Source organism: Rivibacter subsaxonicus, assembly GCF_004217215.1.
Classification (GTDB): Bacteria; Pseudomonadota; Gammaproteobacteria; order Burkholderiales; family Burkholderiaceae_C; genus Rivibacter; species Rivibacter subsaxonicus.
Genome location: NZ_SHKP01000006.1, coordinates 90,112 through 107,311, shown reverse-complemented (window position 1 = coordinate 107,311; position 17,200 = coordinate 90,112). Strand labels below are relative to the sequence as shown.

Sequence of the window (17,200 nt, the reverse complement as noted above, 5' to 3'; positions counted from 1 at the left end):
CGCTACAGCAAAGCTGTGCATCTTAGTGGCAGAGCGTTACTCCATTCTTAAGAGTTCGACTCATTCGTCCTTGGCCTCGAGCCGGCCGTCGAGCGAGAGCAGCACCGCCAGCGGCCGCGTGCCCTCGAATTCCTGGAACACGATCACCATGATCGCGGCGAAGGGCACCGCCAGCAGCGCGCCCGGGATGCCCCACAGGGTGCCCCAGGCCGCCAGGCTGAACAGGATCACGAAGGGGCTCAGGTTCAGCGAGTTGCCCATCAGGTAGGGGTCGAGGATGTTGCCGTTGAGGAACTGCGCGGTCGTCAGGATGACGCAGAGCCAGAACACCGCGCTGGCGTCGGCACCGGTCAGCACCGCCAGCAGCGCCGGCACCACGACCCCGAGCACCGAGCCGGCGTAGGGGATGTAGTTCAGCAGCCCGGCCAGCAGGCCCGACAGGCCGGCGAAGCCGAGATTCATCCACGCCATCACGGCCCAGGTGACGATGCCCAGCCCCACGCTGAGCAGCGTCTTCAGCGCCAGGTAGTTGCCGACGCGGTCGTTGATGGCATGGATCACGGCGCGCAGCCGCACCGAGCGACCGGGGTCGGCGTAGAGGCGATCGATCTTGCGGTCGAAGGCACGCTGCTCGATCAGCAGGAAGATCGCGTACAGCAACACCACCACCAGCAGCGCCACGATGCCGAGCATCACGCCAGCGGTGGAGCCCAGCAGCCGCGTCACGCCGACCCGCTCGACCAGGAACTGGCGGATCTGCGGCCAGGTCGGCTCGGTCTCGACGCCGGCCCAGGCCGCCGCGCGCTGGATCGCGCCGAGTGCGGCCTGGTCGTAGCGCGCCGCGTTGCCGGTGATCTCGGAAACGCTGCCCAGGATCAGCAGCGCCACGCCCCACAGCGCGCCGAGGATCACGCCGGCCGACACCGTGTAGCGCAACGCCGCCGGCAGGTGCGGCCCGAGCCGCGGGATGCGCGCCATCTGGCGCGTCATGCCGAGCACGATGTAGACGACGATGATGCTGTAGGCCACCGGCACCAGCACGTCGCGCGCCACGAACAGCACCCAGCCGATCATCACGGACAGCACGGCGCTGTAGACCAGCGGCTGCAGCAGGGGCTTGTTCGGTTCGGTCATGCGGACGCTCTCCGTGTACTCGTCCGCTTCAGTCTACGGGAGCCGCGCACCGGTGGGCGTCGCGGAGGCGCGACTCGGCAGGCTGTTGAAATACCCTCAGAGGTCGCGTTCGCGAGAGAAAGGGCCTGATGCTAGGCGGACTGCGAAGGTCGTACTGGACGTACGACAGCCGAGCAAGCCAACGACGCAGCGGGCCCTTTATCTCGCGAACCCTTTGGGGCGGGTCTCTGCGGGCGATCGGCGGCGTTGCAGGTCTTGCGAAGGCGTACAGCCTTCGCTGCGGCCTGCGCCTTGCTGCTCATCCCGCAGAGACCCGCCGCGGCCCCTGGGGGTATTTCAACAGCCTGCTGCCTACTCGTAGCGCAAGGCCTGGATCGGCAGCAGCGACGCGGCGCGGCGCGCCGGGTAGAAGCCGAAGAACACGCCGACCGCGGCCGAGAAGCCGACCGCCAGCAGGATCGAGCTGAGGCCGATGTCGACCGGCCAGCCGGCGAAGGTCGCCACCGCCCAGGTGGCCAGCGCCCCGAGCACGATGCCGATCGCGCCGCCGACCAGGCTCAGCGTGACCGCCTCGACCAGGAACTGGGCCAGGATGTCGCGCCCGCGCGCGCCGACCGCCATGCGCAGACCGATCTCGCGGGTGCGCTCGGTCACGCTGACCAGCATGATGTTCATGATGCCGATGCCGCCGACCACCAGGCTGACGCCGGCCACCGCCGCCAGCAGCAGGCTCATCACCTTGCTCGAAGCCTCCTGCGCCTGCATCACCTCGGTCAGGTTGCGCACCGTGAAGTCGTCGTCGGCGCCCGGCTGCAGGCGGTGGCGCTGGCGCAGCAGCTCGCGGATGCCCTCCTCGGCCACCTGCATGCTCATGCCCTCGCGCACCTTGACGTTGATCGAGCCGACCCGCTTGAGGCGGCCGCTGCCCCAGCTCTGCACGCGGTTGCGATAGGTCGAGATCGGCACGATGACCACGTCGTCCTGGTCCTGGCCCATGCTGTTCTGGCCCTTGCGGTCGAGCACGCCGATCACCGTGATCGGCACCTTGCCGACGCGGATCATCTGGTCGAGCGGATCGAGGTCGCCGAACAGCTCGCGCGCCACCGTCTGCCCGATCAGCGCGACCTTGGCCGAGCCCGCGGCCTCGGCCGCCTCGAAGTTGCGGCCGGACGCGACGCCCCAGTCGCGCGTCTCGAGGTAGTCCTGGCTGGTGCCGAAGATCGTGGTCGCCCAGTTGGTGTTGCCGGCCACCACCTGCATGCCGGTGCGCAGCGTCGGCGCCGCGGCCTGCACCTCGGGCACCTCGCGGCCGATGGCGGCGCCGTCGTCCTCGGTCAGCGTCTGCCCGGTCTGCGCGCCCAGGCGCAGGCCGGCGCTGTTCTGCGCGCCCGGCAGCACCAGCATGATGTTCGAGCCCAGACCCTTGATCTGCTCGGCCACCCGCTGCTGCGCGCCGGAGCCGATCGCGATCATCGTGATCACCGCGGCGACGCCGATGATGATGCCCAGCATGGTCAGCATGCTGCGCAGGAAGTTGGTGACGAGAGCGCGCCAGGCGGAGCGGAAGGCGGCTTGGAGGTTCATCTTGATCGCCTGCGGCTACGCGTGACGCGCTTGCTCGTTGAGTCGGCACCTTGGTTGAGGCTGCCGCCACGGCGCTGGCTGCCCTTGCCAGGGCGCGCCGGGAGTTCGCCCCGGCGGGCGAGTAACTTTCTTCTGCTGGCCCAGAAGAAAGTCACCAAAGAAGAGGGCCCAACACAATTTGGCTGTAGCAGGAACAAGAGCACCTGCGTGTTCAAAGGCGAACGACTGCTCTCGCGTGCTGGGCAGAGAAGGTACGGTAAAGCGTTCCTTGACAGGCCCACGAAGCGATCGAGCAAGATCGTATTCGGGGCCTTTCTTTGGTGACTTTCTTTGGCCCCGCAAAGAAAGTTACCCGGCCGCCGGGCCGGGACCCGGCGCGACCTCGCAAGGTCAGTCAGCGCCTCGGCGCCAGCGACAGCAACAACGCTCATGCCAATTCCCCTCGCACCGGCTCCTGCCGCACGTCCTCCACGATGCGCCCGTCGCGGAACACGATGCGCCGCCTGGCCCAGGCCGCGACGTCGTGCTCATGGGTCACCAGGATCACCGTGATGCCGTCGTCGTTGAGCGCGGTCAGCAGGCGCATCACCTCCTCAGAGGTGTGGGTGTCGAGCGCGCCGGTCGGCTCGTCGGCCAGGATCATCTGCGGGTCGTTGACCAGCGCGCGCGCGATCGCCACCCGCTGCTGCTGGCCGCCCGAGAGCTCGGCCGGCGTGTGCTGGGCGCGCTCGGCCAGGCCCACCTTGGCCAGCGAGGCCAGCGCGCGCAGCTCGCGCTCCTTCGGACCGACGCCGGCGTAGACCAGCGGCAGCGCCACGTTCTCGACCGCGCTGGTGCGCGGCAGCAGGTTGAACTGCTGGAACACGAAGCCGATGCGACGGTTGCGGATCGAGGCCAGCGCGTCGGCACCGAGCCGCTCGACACCCTCGCCGGCCAGCGTGTAGCTGCCGCTGGTGGGCTGGTCGAGGCAGCCGAGGATGTTCATCAGCGTGCTCTTGCCCGAGCCCGAGGCGCCCATGATCGCGACGAACTCGCCGCGCCCGATCGCCACCGACACGCCCTGCAAGGCATGGACCTCGGTCGCCTCGTCGGTGCCGCCGCCCATGCGGTAGGTCTTGACCAGATCGCGTGCCTCGATCAGGCGATCGCCCGGCGCGTTCGGCTGCATCGCGATGTCCACCATCAGAACGGCGGCCGCGGGCCGCCCGTGGTGGCGCCGCCCGGACGCGCACCGCTCGCACCGCCCGCGCCCGGCGCCTGCAGCAGCACCGCATCGCCGACCGCCAGTTCGCCGCCGAGCACGCCCAGCACCTCGGTCATGCTGCCGTCGCTGATGCCCAGGCGCAGCCCGAGTGCGCGCGGCTTGCCGTCGTCGCCGGGCACGTAGACGCGGCCGCGCGAGCTGGTGCCGGCGCGCCCGCCGAGCTCGGCCATCGCCTGCTCGAACTTCGGCTTCTGCGCGGGCGTCGCGAGTTCGGCGACGCGCGCGCGCATCTCGGCGCGCAGCGCCTCGCCCGCCCTGGCGCGCTGGTCCTCGGGCAGTTCGCGCAGCGCGGCGTACTTGGGCCGCAGGCTGGTCTGGATCTCGTCGACCTTGATCAGTTGCTCGGGCGTGAAGCCGGCCTGCACCGCGAGTGCCTCGCGGAAGGCGCGCATGCGGTCGGCGCCGCCGCCACCCGGTGCCGAGCCCGGTGCCGGCGCGGCAGCGGGCGCGGGCGAAGCCGCAGGCGCGCCCGGCTCGGCGACGCCGGCGATGCGCACCCGCAGCGCCGCGTTGGGCACCTTGAGCGCGTTGTCGCGCTTGTCGGTGACGATGCGTGCATTGGCGGTCATGCCGGGCAGCAACTGGCTGGTCGTGTTGGCGAAGGCCACCACCACCGTGTAGGTCACGACGTTGGAGGCGATCGTCGCCGACTTGCGCACCTGCGAGACCTTGCCCTCGTAGGTGCGGCCGGGAAAGGCGTCGACCGTGAAGCTGGCCGCCTGGCCGGGCCGGATGCGGCCGATGTCGGCCTCGTCGATCGAGACCTCGACCTGCATGTCGGCCAGGTTCTCGGCAATGATGTAGAGCTCGGGCGCCTGCAGGCTGGCGGCCACGGTCTGGCCGATGTCGACGCTGCGCTTGATGACGACGCCATCGACCGGCGAGCGGATCACGGTGCGGTCGAGATCGATCTTGGCCTGGTTGAGCACCGCCTGGCGCTGCGCGATGGTGGCCGCCGCGTTGCGTGCCTGCGCCTTCGCGACGTCGATCTGGGCCTGCGTGACCTTGAGCGACTGGGCCAGCGTGGCGGCGGTGTTGCGCGCGGTGTCGACCTCGGCGATCGAGATGAAGTTCTGGCCGAACAGGTCCTGCTTGCGGGCCAGGTCGCGCTTGGCGTTCTCGGCATCGAGCTGGGCCTTGCCGGCCGTGGCCAGCGCCGCGTTGACGTTGGCCTCGGCGGTGAGCGCGGTGGCGCGCGCCGCATCGACGTCGGCGGTGGCCTGACTCACCTTGGACTCGAAACTCTGCGGGTCGATGCGCGCGATGATCTGACCGCGCTTGACCTCGCTGTTGAAGTCGACCGCAAGCTCGCGGATCTGGCCCGAGACCTGGGTGCCGACGCTGACCTGCACCACCGGCTTGACGGTGCCGGCGGCCGCCACCACCGCCTGCAACGGGCCCTGCTCGACCTTGCCGAGCTTGAGCTTCTGTGCCTCGTCGGCGGGTCGCAGGAACCACCAGGCTCCGGCGCCGGCCACGGCCAGCGCCACCGCGGCGGCCGCGATCCAAGTCTTCTTCGTCATCAGGTGTAGGCGTTCATGAGTGCGGCGCGATTCTAGGCAGGGGGCATGGCGCGCCTGGCCAGCTTCAAGCTTCTTTGCACTCCGGCAACCCTCGGTGGTTTGACCCCTCGCGGGTGGACCGGTACATTACTGACTGATCAGTCAGTAATCAAATGGTTCCGCCCCAAGCCCCCGAGAACGTCCGAGACACCGTGCCTGCCCGCCAGCGCCGCAAGGAGGCGCGGCCGCAGGAGTTGCTCGACGCGGCGCTCGAACTCTTCGTCGAGAAGGGCTTCGCCGCGACCCGCGCCGAGGAGGTGGCGGCGCGCGCCGGCGTCTCCAAGGGCACGCTGTATCTGTACTACCCGAGCAAGGAAGACCTGCTCAAGGCGGTGATCCTGCGCAACATCTCGCACGAGATCGCCGAGGGCGTCGGCATCGTCGCCGCCCACGAGGGCAGCGCCGCCGAACTGCTGCAGCTCGTGCTGCACGAATGGTGGCGTCGCTTCGGCGAGACGCCGGCCTCGGGCATCTGCAAGCTGATGATGAGCGAGGTGCGCAATTTTCCCGACATCGGCCGCTTCTTCGCCGCCGAGGTCATCGAGCCGATGCACGCGCTGCTCGGCTCGGTCCTGCAGCGCGGCATCGAGCGCGGCGAATTCAGGCCGCTGCCCATCCCCCAGGTCGTCCAGCTGCTGATGGCTCCCATGCTCTTCATCGTCATGCACAAGCATTCCTTTGGCGCCTGCGAGGGCGTCGAACTCGGCGTCGACCCGACGCGCCTGATCGACACCCAGGTCGACATCGTGCTGCAGGGCATCGCGCTGGCACCGGCGACGAAGGGGCGCCGATGAGCAGCACCGTGCGCCGCTGGAAGCCCTGGCTGGTCGTCGGTCTGGTCGTCGCCGTCGTCGTGCTGCTGCTGGCACGTTCGCTGATCGCGCGTCGCGCCCAGATGCCGAGCGCGCAGGCGGCAACGGCGCCGGCGGCCGCGCTCCAGCTCGGTAGCGCCGACGTGGTGCAGGCCAGGATGCGCGAGCTCGAGCGCTCGCTCGAGGTTTCGGGCGCGCTCAAGGCGGTCAACAGCGCCGTGGTCAAGGCCAGGGTCGCCGGCGAGGTCAAAAGCCTCACGGTGCGCGAGGGTGATCGCGTGCGCGCCGGCCAGTTGCTCGGCCAGATCGACGCCACCGAGTACCAGTGGAAGCTGCGCCAGGCGCAGGAGCAGGCCGCGGCCAGCCGGGCCCAGCTCGACATCGCCGAGCGCGCGCTCGAGAACAACCGCGCGCTGGTCGACCAGGGCTTCATCTCTAAGAACGCGGTCGACACCTCGGTCAGCAACGCCGCCGCGGCCCGCGCCACGCTGCAGGCCTCGAACGCCGCCGCCGAGCTGGCGCGCAAGGCGGTGGCCGATGCCGAGCTGCGCGCGCCGATCGACGGCATCGTCTCGGTGCGTGCGGTGCAGCCCGGCGAGCGGGTCGGCATCGATGCACGCATCGTCGAGATCGTCGACCTCGCGCGCATCGAGCTCGAGGCCGCGGTGGCACCCGACGCGGCCGCGCAGCTGAAGGTCGGCGCGCCGGCCCGGCTGCGGGTCGACGGCATCGACGGCGACGTCAAGGCGCGCGTGGCGCGCATCAACCCGGCCGCGCAGGCCGGCTCGCGCGCGATCACGGTCTACCTCGAGGTCGATCCGCACCCGGCGCTGCGCCAGGGGCTGTTTGCCACCGGCCGCATCGAGCTCGAGCGCGCCAAGGTCTTTGCCGCGCCCGAGAGCGCGGTGCGGCTCGACCAGAACCCGCCCTACGTAATGCAGGTGCTGGCCGACAACGTGCGCCAGAAGAACGTCGAGACCGGCATGCGCGGCTACGCCGATGGCGTACCGATGCTCGAGCTGCGCAACCTGGGCGGAGCGGACGCCGCGCCGATGCTGCTGCTGACGGGCGCGGTCGGCTCGGTGCGCGACGGCACCTCGGTCCGGCTCGGCACCGACATCGAGCTGCCCGCCACGGCACCGGCGCTGGCGAGCGCGGCCGCGGCCTCGGCCGCGCGCTGAACCTGTAGCGAGAGCGCCCGACCATGTGGTTCACCCGCGTCTCGATCGCCAATCCGGTGATGGCGGTGATGGTCATGCTGGCCCTGGTGGTGCTCGGCCTGTTTTCCTACCAGCGGCTCAACGTCGACCAGTTCCCGGACGTCGAGTTTCCGGTGGTCGTGGTGCAGATCGACTATCCCGGCGCCTCGCCCAAGATCGTCGAGAGCGAGGTGACCAAGAAGGTCGAGGAAGCGGTCAACTCGATCGCCGGCATCAACGTGCTGAGCTCGCGCTCCTACGAGGGCACCTCGGTCGTCATCATCCAGTTCAACCTCGACATCGACGGCCGCCGCGCCGCCGACGACGTGCGCGAGAAGCTCAGCGCGGTGCGCCCGACGCTGCGCGACGAGGTCAAGGAGCCGCGCGTGCTGCGCTTCGATCCGGCATCGCGCCCGATCTACAGCCTGGCGCTGACCTCGCCCGACGGCAGCCGCGATCCGCAGCAGCTCACGACCTACGCCGACCAGGTGCTCAGGAAGAAGCTCGAGAACGTGCGCGGCGTCGGCTCGGTGACGCTGGTCGGCCCGGTACGACGCCAGGTCAACATCTACCTCAAGCCCTCGGCGCTCGAGTCCTACGGCATCGGCGTCGACCAGGTGGTCAGCGCGCTGCGCACCGAGAACGTCGAGCTGCCGGCCGGCACCCTGCGCACCAAGGACAGCGAGCGCGTGGTGCAGATCGACGCCCGCGTCGAGCGGCCAGAGGAGCTCAAGTACATCACCGTCGCCAAACGCAACAACCAGCCTGTGCGGCTGTGGCAGGTGGCCGACGTGGTCGACGGCCCGCAGGAACTCGACAGCCTGGCGCTCTACAACGGCACCCGCACGCTCGCGCTCGACGTGCTCAAGGCGCAGGGCGAGAACACCATCAACGTGGTCGACGGCCTCAACAAGGTGGCCGACCAGATCCGCGCGGACCTGCCCTCCGGCATGGCGCTCGACGTGGTGCGCGACAACTCGCGCCAGATCCGCGTCGGCGTCAAGAACGTCCAGCGCACGCTGTTCGAGGGCGCGCTGCTGACGATCGCGATCGTGTTCCTGTTCCTGAACTCCTGGCGCTCGACGGTGATCACCGGGCTGGCGCTGCCGATCGCGCTGATCGGCACCTTCCTGTTCATGAACATGTTCGGCTTCACGATCAACATGATCACGCTGATGGCGCTGAGCCTGTGCGTGGGCCTGCTGATCGACGACGCGATCGTCGTGCGCGAGAACATCGTGCGCCATGTGCAGATGGGCAAGAGCGCGCACGACGCCGCGCTCGCCGGCACCAACGAGATCGGGCTGGCGGTGCTGGCCACCACGCTGTCGATCGTCGCGGTGTTCCTGCCGATCGGCTTCATGGGCGGGATCATCGGCAAGTTCTTCCACGAGTTCGGCATCACGATCGTCGCCGCGGTGCTGATCTCGATGTTCGTCAGCTTCACGCTCGACCCGATGCTCAGCAGCATCTGGCATGACCCGGCGATCGACCGCGAGATCGAGGCGCGCGAGGGCAAGCCCTTCGTGCCGGTCACGCTCTACGACAAGACCCTCGGCCGCGTCACGCACCAGGTCGACCGCTGGTCGCACTCGCTGACCGAGGCCTACCAGCGCGTGCTCGGCTGGTCGCTGCGCCACAAGCCAGCGACGCTGGGTATCGCCCTGGCCTCGCTGGTCGGCGCCTTCGCGCTGGTGCCGCTGATGGGCACCGAGTTCGTGCCCAAGGCCGACTTCTCGGAGACCACCGTCAGCTTCTACACGCCGCCCGGCTCGTCGATCGAGGTGACCGAGGCCAAGGCGCACCAGGTCGAGTCCGTGCTGCGCGAGTTTCCCGAGGTGCGCTACACGCTGACCACCATCAACACCGGCCAGGCCCAGGGCCGCAACTACGCCAACGTGCTGGTGCGACTGGTCGACCGCCGCGAGCGCAAGCGCAGCGTCGACCAGATGAGCGTGCCGATGCGCGAGCGCCTGGCCGCGATCCCCGGCATCACCGTCACCCATGTCGGCCTGCTCGACTCGGTCGGCGGCGCCAAGCCGATCTCGCTGTCGGTGCAGGGCGAGGACCTCGACGAGTTGCAGCGGGTCAGCGAGCAACTCTCGCAGAAGCTGCGCACGATCCCGGGCCTGGTCGACCTCGACTCGAGCATGAAGGCCAACAAGCCGACCATCGACATCACGGTCAAGCGCGACGCCGCGGCCGACCTCGGCCTGTCGGTCGGCAGCCTGACCAGCGTGCTGCGCGGCCTGGTGGCCGGCCAGACGGTGGGCACCTGGCGCGCTCCCGACGACCAGAGCTACGACGTCAACGTGCTGCTGGCGCCCGAGTACCGCCAGAGCGCCAAGGACATCGAGAACATCGGGCTGGTCGCCGGCACCAACACCGACGGCACGGCCCGCATCGTGCGCTTCAACCAGGTCGCGACCGTGACCCCGGGCTACGGCCCCACGCAGATCAACCGGCGCGACCTCAACCGCGAGGTCGAGCTCACCGCCAACGTCTCGGGCCGGGCCCAGGGCGAGGTGGCGGCCGACATCCGCAAGGCCATCGCCGCGGCCAAGCTGCCGCCGACCGTCAGCACCACCTTCGGCGGCTCGACCAAGGACATGGCCGAGAGCTTCGGCTACGCGCTCTCGGCGCTGGCGCTGGCGATCATCTTCATCTACATGATCCTGGCCTCGCAGTTCCAGAGCTTCCTGCAGCCCATCGCGCTGATGAGCTCGCTGCCGCTGACGCTGATCGGCGTGGTGCTGACGCTGATCATGTTCGGCTCCACGCTCAACATGTTCTCGATCATCGGCGTCGTCATGCTGATGGGCCTGGTCACCAAGAACGCGATCCTGCTGGTCGACTTCGCCAACCGCGCTCGCCACGGCGACGTCGGCGACGAGCACCATGGCCCGCCGATGACGCGCGAGGCGGCGCTGCTGCTGGCCGCGCGCGTGCGCCTGCGCCCGATCCTGATGACGACGCTGGCAATGGTCTTCGGCATGGTGCCGCTGGCCTTCGCGCTCAGCGAGGGCTCCGAGCAGCGCGCGCCGATGGGCCAGGCCGTGATCGGCGGCGTGATCACCTCCTCGTTGCTGACGCTGGTGGTGGTGCCGGTGATCTATTGCTACCTCGACGACCTCGCCAGCTGGTTGAAGCGCCGGTTCTTCAAGGCACCGGCAGCAGCCGCGAGCCCCGGCTCGGCGGCGCAGCCGCAGCCGGCGACCCGGGACTGAGTTCGTCGTGTCGACGCGACCCTAGAATTCGGCGCTTTCCGCCCTTGCCCGCCATCCGAACACCATGAACGTCGAACAAGCCCGCTTCAACATGATCGAGCAGCAGATCCGTCCCTGGGACGTGCTCGATGGCTCGGTGCTGTCGCTGCTGGCGGTGGTCCGACGCGAGGATTTCGTGCCGGCCGAGCACCGGGCCCTGGCCTTCATGGATCTTGAGGTGCCGCTGGCCGAGGGCCAGCAGATGCTGGCGCCCAAGGTCGAGGCACGCCTGCTGCAGGAACTGGCCCTGCACAAGCACGAGCGCGTACTCGAGATCGGCACCGGCAGCGGCTTCATGGCCGCGCTGCTGGCGCACCGGTCGCAGCAGGTGCTGAGCCTGGAAATCCGCCCGGCGCTGGCCGCCAGCGCCGGCGCCAACCTGCGCCGCGCCGCGATCGCCAACGTCGAGGTGCGCTGCGCCGACGGCAGCGCCGGGGCCGCGGACGCGGCACCCTTCGATGCGATCCTGCTTTCCGGCTCGGTGGCCGAGGTGCCGCGTGCGCTGCTCGCCCAGCTCAAGCCGGGCGGCCGGCTGGTCGCGATCGAGGGTTTCGAGCCGGTGATGCGCGCGGTGCGCTACACGCGCAGCGGCCCCGAGGCCTGGCAGAAGACGGTGCTGTTCGACACGGTCGCGGCGCGCTTGCAGGGCTTTGCCGAGCCCTCGACGTTCAGCTTCTGAGCGTCGGCTTCGCCCTGCCACCCGCCCCGGATCCAGCCCGTCCCGATGCCCACGCGCTTCAACCCGCTGTTTCTACCGCTCGCACCACGGGGCGCGCGGGTCGTCGCAAGCAGCGTGACGCCTCGCATCGCCACCGCTACAAACCGGCCTGCCACGCAAGCGCACGCGCATGCATTGCCATGCCCGCGCGGCTCGTCCCTGTCTCCTGCAAGAAATTCAATCGCCTGAAGGAAGCCCCATGTCCCTGCGTTCCTCGCCGCTGAGCCGGCTCGCCCAGGCCCTTGCCGTCGCCTCCGTGCTGACGGTCGCCCTGCCCGCCAGCGTCTCGGCCCAGAGCATCCAGGAGCTCTACGACGCGGCTCGTGCCTACGATGCCACCTATCTGGCGGCGCGTGCCCAGGCCGAATCGGCACAGTACCGACGCGACCAGGTCAAGGCGCTGATGCGGCCGAGCGTGGGCCTGAGCGGCGCCGTCCAGCGCACCCTGTCGGATTCGCCCGGCCGCGAGGACAACTTCCAGAGCAACCAGAGCCTGGCCACGCTCTCGGCCAGCCAGCCGCTCTACAACCGCGCCAACAGCGTCACGATCGAGCAGGCCGAGCGCGGCTACGAGATCGCGGCGACCGACCTCGACGCCGCCGAGCAGGACCTGATCGTGCGGCTCGTGCAGGCCTACTTCGACGTGCTGGCGGCGCAGGACACGCTGGCCACGGCCAACGCCAACAAGACCCAGATCGCCGAGCAGTTGGCCTCGGCCAAGCGCAACTTCGAGGTCGGCACCGCGACCATCACCGACTCGCGCGAGGCCCAGGCCCGCTTCGACCTCGCCAACGCGCAGGTGATCGCGGCCGACAACGACCTGCTCACCAAGCGCATCGCGCTAGACCAGCTGGTCGGCCGCAGCAATGTCACGCCCAAGCCGCTCCTGGCGCCGGTGCGCCTGCCCGGCGTCGAGCCGGCCAATGCCGATTCGTGGGTGGCACAGACGGACGGCGCGCCGACGGTGCGCAGGGCCAGCCTGGCCTACGACATCGCCAAGCTCGAGACCGAGAAGGCACGTGCCGGCCACCTGCCGACCCTGAGCCTGGTCGGCAGCTACGGCAAGCAGAACAACTCGGGCTTCAGCACCGGCGGCGGCATCTCCAGCACGGTGCCGGGCACCTTCACCAACGGCGCGATCGGGGTGCAGGCCAACATTCCGATCTTTGCCGGCTTCGCGGTGCAGAACCGCGTCAAGGAAACGCTGGCGCTGGAAGACAAGTCGCGCAACGACTTCGAGGCCGCGCGCCGCGCCGTGACCCAGGCCACGCGCCAGGCCTTCTACGGCGTGCAGTCGGGCGAGGCCTCGGTGCGCGCGCTCGAGGCCGCCGAAGCCTCGAGCAAGCTGGCGCTCGAATCGACCCAGCTCGGCTACAAGGTCGGCGTGCGGGTCAACCTCGACGTGCTCAACGCCTCGACCCAGCTCTTCACGACCCAGCGCGACCTGGCCCAGGCGCGCTACAACGTGATCCTCGGCAATCTGCGCCTGCGCCAGGCGGCCGGCACCCTCAAGCCCGAGGACGTGCAACGGGTGACGCGACTGCTGGCGCCCTGACCGGGCCTCACAGCATCGAGAGCACCTCGTCGGCCAGCGCCAGGCTGGCCGTCAGCCCCGGCGACTCGATGCCGAGCAGGTGCACCAGGCCCGGCCAGCCATGCGCGGCCGGGCCGTCGATGCGGAAGTCCGGTGCCGGCTCGCCGGGACCGACCAGCTTGGGTCGCACGCCGCTGTAGTCGGGCTGCAGCACGCCGGCCGGCAGGCCGGGCCACCAGCGCCGCACCGCTGCCTCGAAGGCGGGCGCACGCGCCGGATCGACGCGGTAGTCGAAGCCGCCATCCGGACCACGTTCGATCCACTCCACGTCGGGGCCGAAGCGCGCCCGCCCGCCCAGGTCGAGCGTCAGGTGCACGCCGAGGCCACCGGGCTCGGGCAGCGGGTAGATCAGGCGCGAGAACGGCGAACGCAGCGCCAGCGAGAAATAGTTGCCCTTGGCAAAGCGCGTCGGCTCGACCGGCGCTGCGTAGCCGGGTGCCGGCGGTGAACCGCTCACCCGGCCGGCCAGCCCGATCGCGCCCAGCCCGGCCGCGTTGACAACGACTGCGGCCGCGAGTTCGCTGTCGCCGCTGAGCAGCACATGCGCGCCGCCTGGCCCGCGTGCCGCGTCGATGCGATGCACCTTGGATGCCACGGCGACCATGCCGCCGGCGGTCTCCAGATCGCCCTGCAGCGCCAGCATCAGCGCATGGCTGTCGACGATGCCGGTCGCAGGCGACAGGAAGCCGGCCTCGGCCTCGAGCACCGGCTCCAGCATGCGCAACTGCTCGCGCTCCAGCCACTGCAGCCCGGGCACGCCGTTGGCGGCGGCACGCGCCTGCAGCGCGGCGAGTTCGACGCGCTGGCGCGCATCGATCGCCACCACAAGCTTGCCGCTGCGGCGATGGCCGACGCCGCGCTCGGTGCAGTAGGCGTAGAGCCGGTCCCGGCCGGCCACGCACAGTCGCGCACGCAGCGACCCGGTCGGGTAGTAGAGCCCTGCGTGGATGACCTCGCTGTTGCGCGCGCTGACGCCGGTGCCGATCGCGCTCTCCTGCTCGAGCACCAGGGTCTCGCGGCCGGAGAGCGCGAGGGCACGCGCCACCGCGAGGCCGACCACGCCGGCACCGATCACCACCGCATCGACTCGATCCATGGCGCCAATCCTAAGGGCGAGCCGCGCGCCGCCCCGCTATCCTCATCATCCATCGACACCCGACCCGGACCGCATGGAGCCCGACCTCGCCACCCTGACCCGCAGCGTGCTCGCCGGCGGCCTGCTGATCGGCCTGCTGTTCGGCGCGCTGGCGCAGCGCAGCCGCTTCTGCACGATGGGCGCGCTGGCCGACCTCGTCACCTTCGGCGACGCGACGCGACTGCGCATGTGGGCGCTGGCGGCGTTGGTGGCGCTGCTCGGCACCCAGGCGCTGATCCTGGCCGGCGCGGTGGACCTGCGCAGCACGGTGCAGAACGGCCACCGCCTCTTCTGGGCCTCGAACCTCGTCGGCGGCACGCTGTTCGGCTTCGGCATGGTGCTGGCCTCGGGCTGCGCCTCGCGCAACCTGGTGCGCCTGGGCAGCGGCAGCCTGAAGGCGCTGGTGGTGCTCGGCGTGACCGGGCTGGCGGCGCTGATGACGCTGCGCGGCGTGCTGGCGCCCCTGCGCATCGAGTGGCTCGACGCCTTCGCGCTGTCGCTGGCCGGGCCGCAGGACCTGCCGGCCTGGCTGGCGCGCAGCGGCCTGGCAGCCGAGGCGCTGTTGCGGCCGCTGCTGACGCTGGTCCTGGGCGCGCTGCTCGGCTTCTGGATCCTGCGCGACCGGCGTTTCCGCGGCGACCGCCCTGCGCTGCTCGGCGGCGCCGGGATCGGCGCGCTGGTGGTCGGCGCCTGGTTCCTGACCGGTCACCTCGGCTTCGTTGCCGAGCATCCCGCGACGCTCGAGCCAGCCTGGCTGGCGACCAGTTCGCGCCGGCCCGAGGGCCTGAGCTTCGTCGCGCCGCTGGCCTACTCGATCGACCTGCTGACGCTCTGGACCGACCGCAACACGACGTTGGCCTTCGGCATCGCGACCGCCATCGGCATCCCGCTCGGCAGCGCCGCCGCCGCGCTGGCCGCGCGCGAATTCCAGTGGGAGAGCTTTGCCGAGGCCGGCGACCTGGCCCATCACCTCGTCGGTGCCCTGCTGATGGGCGCCGGCGGCGTGACCGCACTCGGCTGCACCCTGGGCCAGGGCGTCAGCGGCCTCTCGCTGCTGGCGGTCGGCGCCTTCATCGCCTGCGCCGGGTTCGGACTCGGTGCCTGGCTGGCACTGCGCTACCAGAGCTGGCGCATCGAACGCGAGCACATAAGCTCATGAGCAAGTGGTCGCACACGAGGCCCGACCCGGTGCCATGATGCCGTGGCCGGCGCAGCGGCCATCCACTGCGGTGGCCATGACCGCCCACAAGAGTCAGACAACAAGGAGACCGACCGTGATCCACCCCCTGGCCCTGCCGCGCGTGGCCATCGCTCGCCTCGCGCCGTTGTTGTTGCTGCTGACCTCCGCGCTGCCGCTGCACGCACAGACCACGCCGACCCAGGCCCTCTACGCGCGGAGCCTGGCCGCGACCTGCGCCAACTGCCATGGCACCGACGGCCGGGCCGTCGCCGGGCAAGCGATGGTCAGCCTGGCCGGCATGCCCGAGGCCTACTTCATCGAGCAGATGAAGGCCTTCAGGGACGGCAAGCGCCCGGCCACCGTGATGCACCAGCTCGCCAAGGGCTACAGCGACGAGCAGATCGCCGCGCTGGCGGCCTACTTTGCGGCCCAGCCGAAGTGAGGAGCACGCGATGACGATCCAACGCAGACAGATGATCCTCGGCGCGGGCCTGGGTGGCTTGACCGGCGCCGGCCTGTTGACGACGCTGACCGGCTGCGCCACCGGCTCCGCGGTGCCCGCCAGCGCCAAGGTGGTGGTGATCGGCGGCGGCTACGGCGGCGCCACCGCCGCCAAGTACGTGCGCTTGCTGTCGGACCACAAGATCGACGTGGTGCTGGTCGAGCCCGAGGCGGCCTTCATCTCCTGTCCGCTGAGCAACCTGGTGCTGGCCGGCACCGGCAAGCTCGGCGATCTCACCGTGTCCTACGAGGCGCTGCAACGCCGCCACGGCGTGAAGCTGGTGCGCGACCGCGCCAGCCGCATCGACCCTGCCGCCAAGACCGTCACGCTGGCCGGCGGCGCCTCGATCCGCTACGACAAGCTGGTGCTCTCGCCCGGCATCGAGCTGATGTTCGACCGCGTCGAAGGCCTCGCCGCGGCCCAGCAGAGCGGCCAGGTGTTGCAGGCCTGGAAGGCGGGCCCGGAGACCGAGGCCCTGTTCCGCCAGCTGCAGGCGATGCGCGACGGCGGCACCTATGCGATCACCATCCCCGAGGCGCCCTACCGCTGCCCACCCGGGCCCTACGAGCGGGCCTGCATGGTGGCGGCCTACTTCAAGCGCGAGAAGCCGAAGTCGAAGGTCCTGATCCTCGACGCCAACCCCGACGTCACCTCCAAGGGACCGCTGTTCAAGAAGGCCTGGGCCGAGCTCTACCCGGGCATGGTCGAGTACCGACCGCAGCACAAGACGGTGGCGGTGGACGCCAAGGGCGGTGCGATCAAGTTCGAGGTGCAGGAAGACGTCAAGGCCGACGTGCTCAACGTGCTGCCACCGATGCGCGCCGGCCGCATCGCGGTCGACACCGGGCTGGCCAACAGCAACGCGCGCTGGGTCGGCGTGAACTACCAGAGCTTCGAGGCCACGGCGGCCAAGGACATCTTTGTTGTCGGCGACTCGATCCAGATCGCGCCGCTGATGCCCAAGAGCGGCCACATGGCGAACTCGCATGCCAAGGTGGCGGCCGCGGCGATCGTGGCCCAGCTCTCGGGCTGGGAGATCAACCCGCGGCCGATGCTGACCAACACCTGCTACAGCTTCGTCGGCGACGAGTTGGTGATCCACGTCGCCAGCGTGCACGCCTTCGATGCCGCCGAAAAAACCTTCAAGACCGTGGCCGGCTCGGGCGGCGTGTCGGCCGAGCGATCGGCGGTGGAGGCGCTCTACGCCAAGGGTTGGGCGAGGAACATCTGGGCGGATTCGCTGGGCTGAC

At 70.1% G+C, this 17,200-nt stretch carries 13 protein-coding genes; 8 read left to right on the top strand and 5 right to left on the bottom strand.

The window, feature by feature from the left end:
* Positions 1–60: 60 nt before the first annotated feature.
* The 4 genes from EV670_RS10460 to EV670_RS10445 form a co-directional block, all read right to left on the bottom strand.
* Positions 61–1,134, bottom strand: a complete 1,074-nt coding sequence (locus tag EV670_RS10460; protein ID WP_130431813.1) for an AI-2E family transporter — start codon at positions 1,132–1,134, stop codon at positions 61–63.
* Between the two features lie 351 nt (positions 1,135–1,485).
* Positions 1,486–2,718, bottom strand: a complete 1,233-nt coding sequence (locus EV670_RS10455; RefSeq protein ID WP_130431812.1) for an ABC transporter permease — start codon at positions 2,716–2,718, stop codon at positions 1,486–1,488.
* Between the two features lie 427 nt (positions 2,719–3,145).
* Entirely contained in the window at positions 3,146–3,886 is a 741-nt protein-coding gene (locus EV670_RS10450; protein ID WP_130431811.1) for an ABC transporter ATP-binding protein, read from the bottom strand.
* 14 nt (positions 3,887–3,900) lie between these two features.
* Positions 3,901–5,505 (bottom strand): efflux RND transporter periplasmic adaptor subunit, encoded by a 1,605-nt coding sequence (locus EV670_RS10445; RefSeq protein ID WP_130431810.1) that lies wholly within the window; start codon positions 5,503–5,505, stop codon positions 3,901–3,903.
* A gap of 191 nt (positions 5,506–5,696) precedes the next feature.
* Between EV670_RS10445 and EV670_RS10440 the strand changes: the two genes are divergently transcribed.
* The 5 genes from EV670_RS10440 to EV670_RS10420 all read left to right on the top strand — a co-directional run bounded on the left by EV670_RS10440 (position 5,697) and on the right by EV670_RS10420 (position 13,094).
* Entirely contained in the window at positions 5,697–6,338 is a 642-nt protein-coding gene (locus tag EV670_RS10440; RefSeq protein WP_242616916.1) for a TetR/AcrR family transcriptional regulator, read from the top strand.
* The gene (locus EV670_RS10435) at positions 6,335–7,537 is read left to right on the top strand and encodes an efflux RND transporter periplasmic adaptor subunit (RefSeq protein ID WP_130431808.1); all 1,203 of its coding nucleotides are present in this window, start codon (positions 6,335–6,337) and stop codon (positions 7,535–7,537) included. Before EV670_RS10440 ends, EV670_RS10435 begins: the two co-directional genes overlap by 4 nt.
* A gap of 23 nt (positions 7,538–7,560) precedes the next feature.
* Positions 7,561–10,782, top strand: a complete 3,222-nt coding sequence (locus EV670_RS10430) for an efflux RND transporter permease subunit (RefSeq protein WP_130431807.1) — start codon at positions 7,561–7,563, stop codon at positions 10,780–10,782.
* Positions 10,783–10,846: 64 nt separating this feature from the next.
* Positions 10,847–11,500, top strand: a complete 654-nt coding sequence (locus tag EV670_RS10425) for a protein-L-isoaspartate O-methyltransferase family protein (protein ID WP_130431806.1) — start codon at positions 10,847–10,849, stop codon at positions 11,498–11,500.
* A gap of 238 nt (positions 11,501–11,738) precedes the next feature.
* Positions 11,739–13,094 (top strand): TolC family outer membrane protein, encoded by a 1,356-nt coding sequence (locus tag EV670_RS10420; protein ID WP_130431805.1) that lies wholly within the window; start codon positions 11,739–11,741, stop codon positions 13,092–13,094.
* A 7-nt stretch (positions 13,095–13,101) separates the two neighbouring features.
* Here the strand turns inward: EV670_RS10420 and EV670_RS10415 are convergent, their stop codons facing one another.
* Positions 13,102–14,229, bottom strand: coding sequence for an NAD(P)/FAD-dependent oxidoreductase (locus tag EV670_RS10415; RefSeq protein ID WP_130431804.1), 1,128 nt, complete (start codon positions 14,227–14,229; stop codon positions 13,102–13,104).
* 73 nt (positions 14,230–14,302) lie between these two features.
* Between EV670_RS10415 and EV670_RS10410 the strand changes: the two genes are divergently transcribed.
* From EV670_RS10410 to EV670_RS10400, 3 genes are all read left to right on the top strand, one after another.
* A complete protein-coding gene (locus tag EV670_RS10410) occupies positions 14,303–15,427 on the top strand; it encodes a YeeE/YedE family protein (protein ID WP_130431803.1) in 1,125 nt (374 codons plus the stop codon).
* Between the two features lie 115 nt (positions 15,428–15,542).
* Positions 15,543–15,890: a c-type cytochrome gene (locus EV670_RS10405; RefSeq protein WP_242616915.1), complete on the top strand. Its 348-nt coding sequence runs from the start codon at positions 15,543–15,545 to the stop codon at positions 15,888–15,890.
* A gap of 10 nt (positions 15,891–15,900) precedes the next feature.
* Positions 15,901–17,199, top strand: a complete 1,299-nt coding sequence (locus EV670_RS10400; protein ID WP_130431801.1) for an NAD(P)/FAD-dependent oxidoreductase — start codon at positions 15,901–15,903, stop codon at positions 17,197–17,199.
* The last annotated feature ends 1 nt before the right edge of the window (position 17,200 follow it).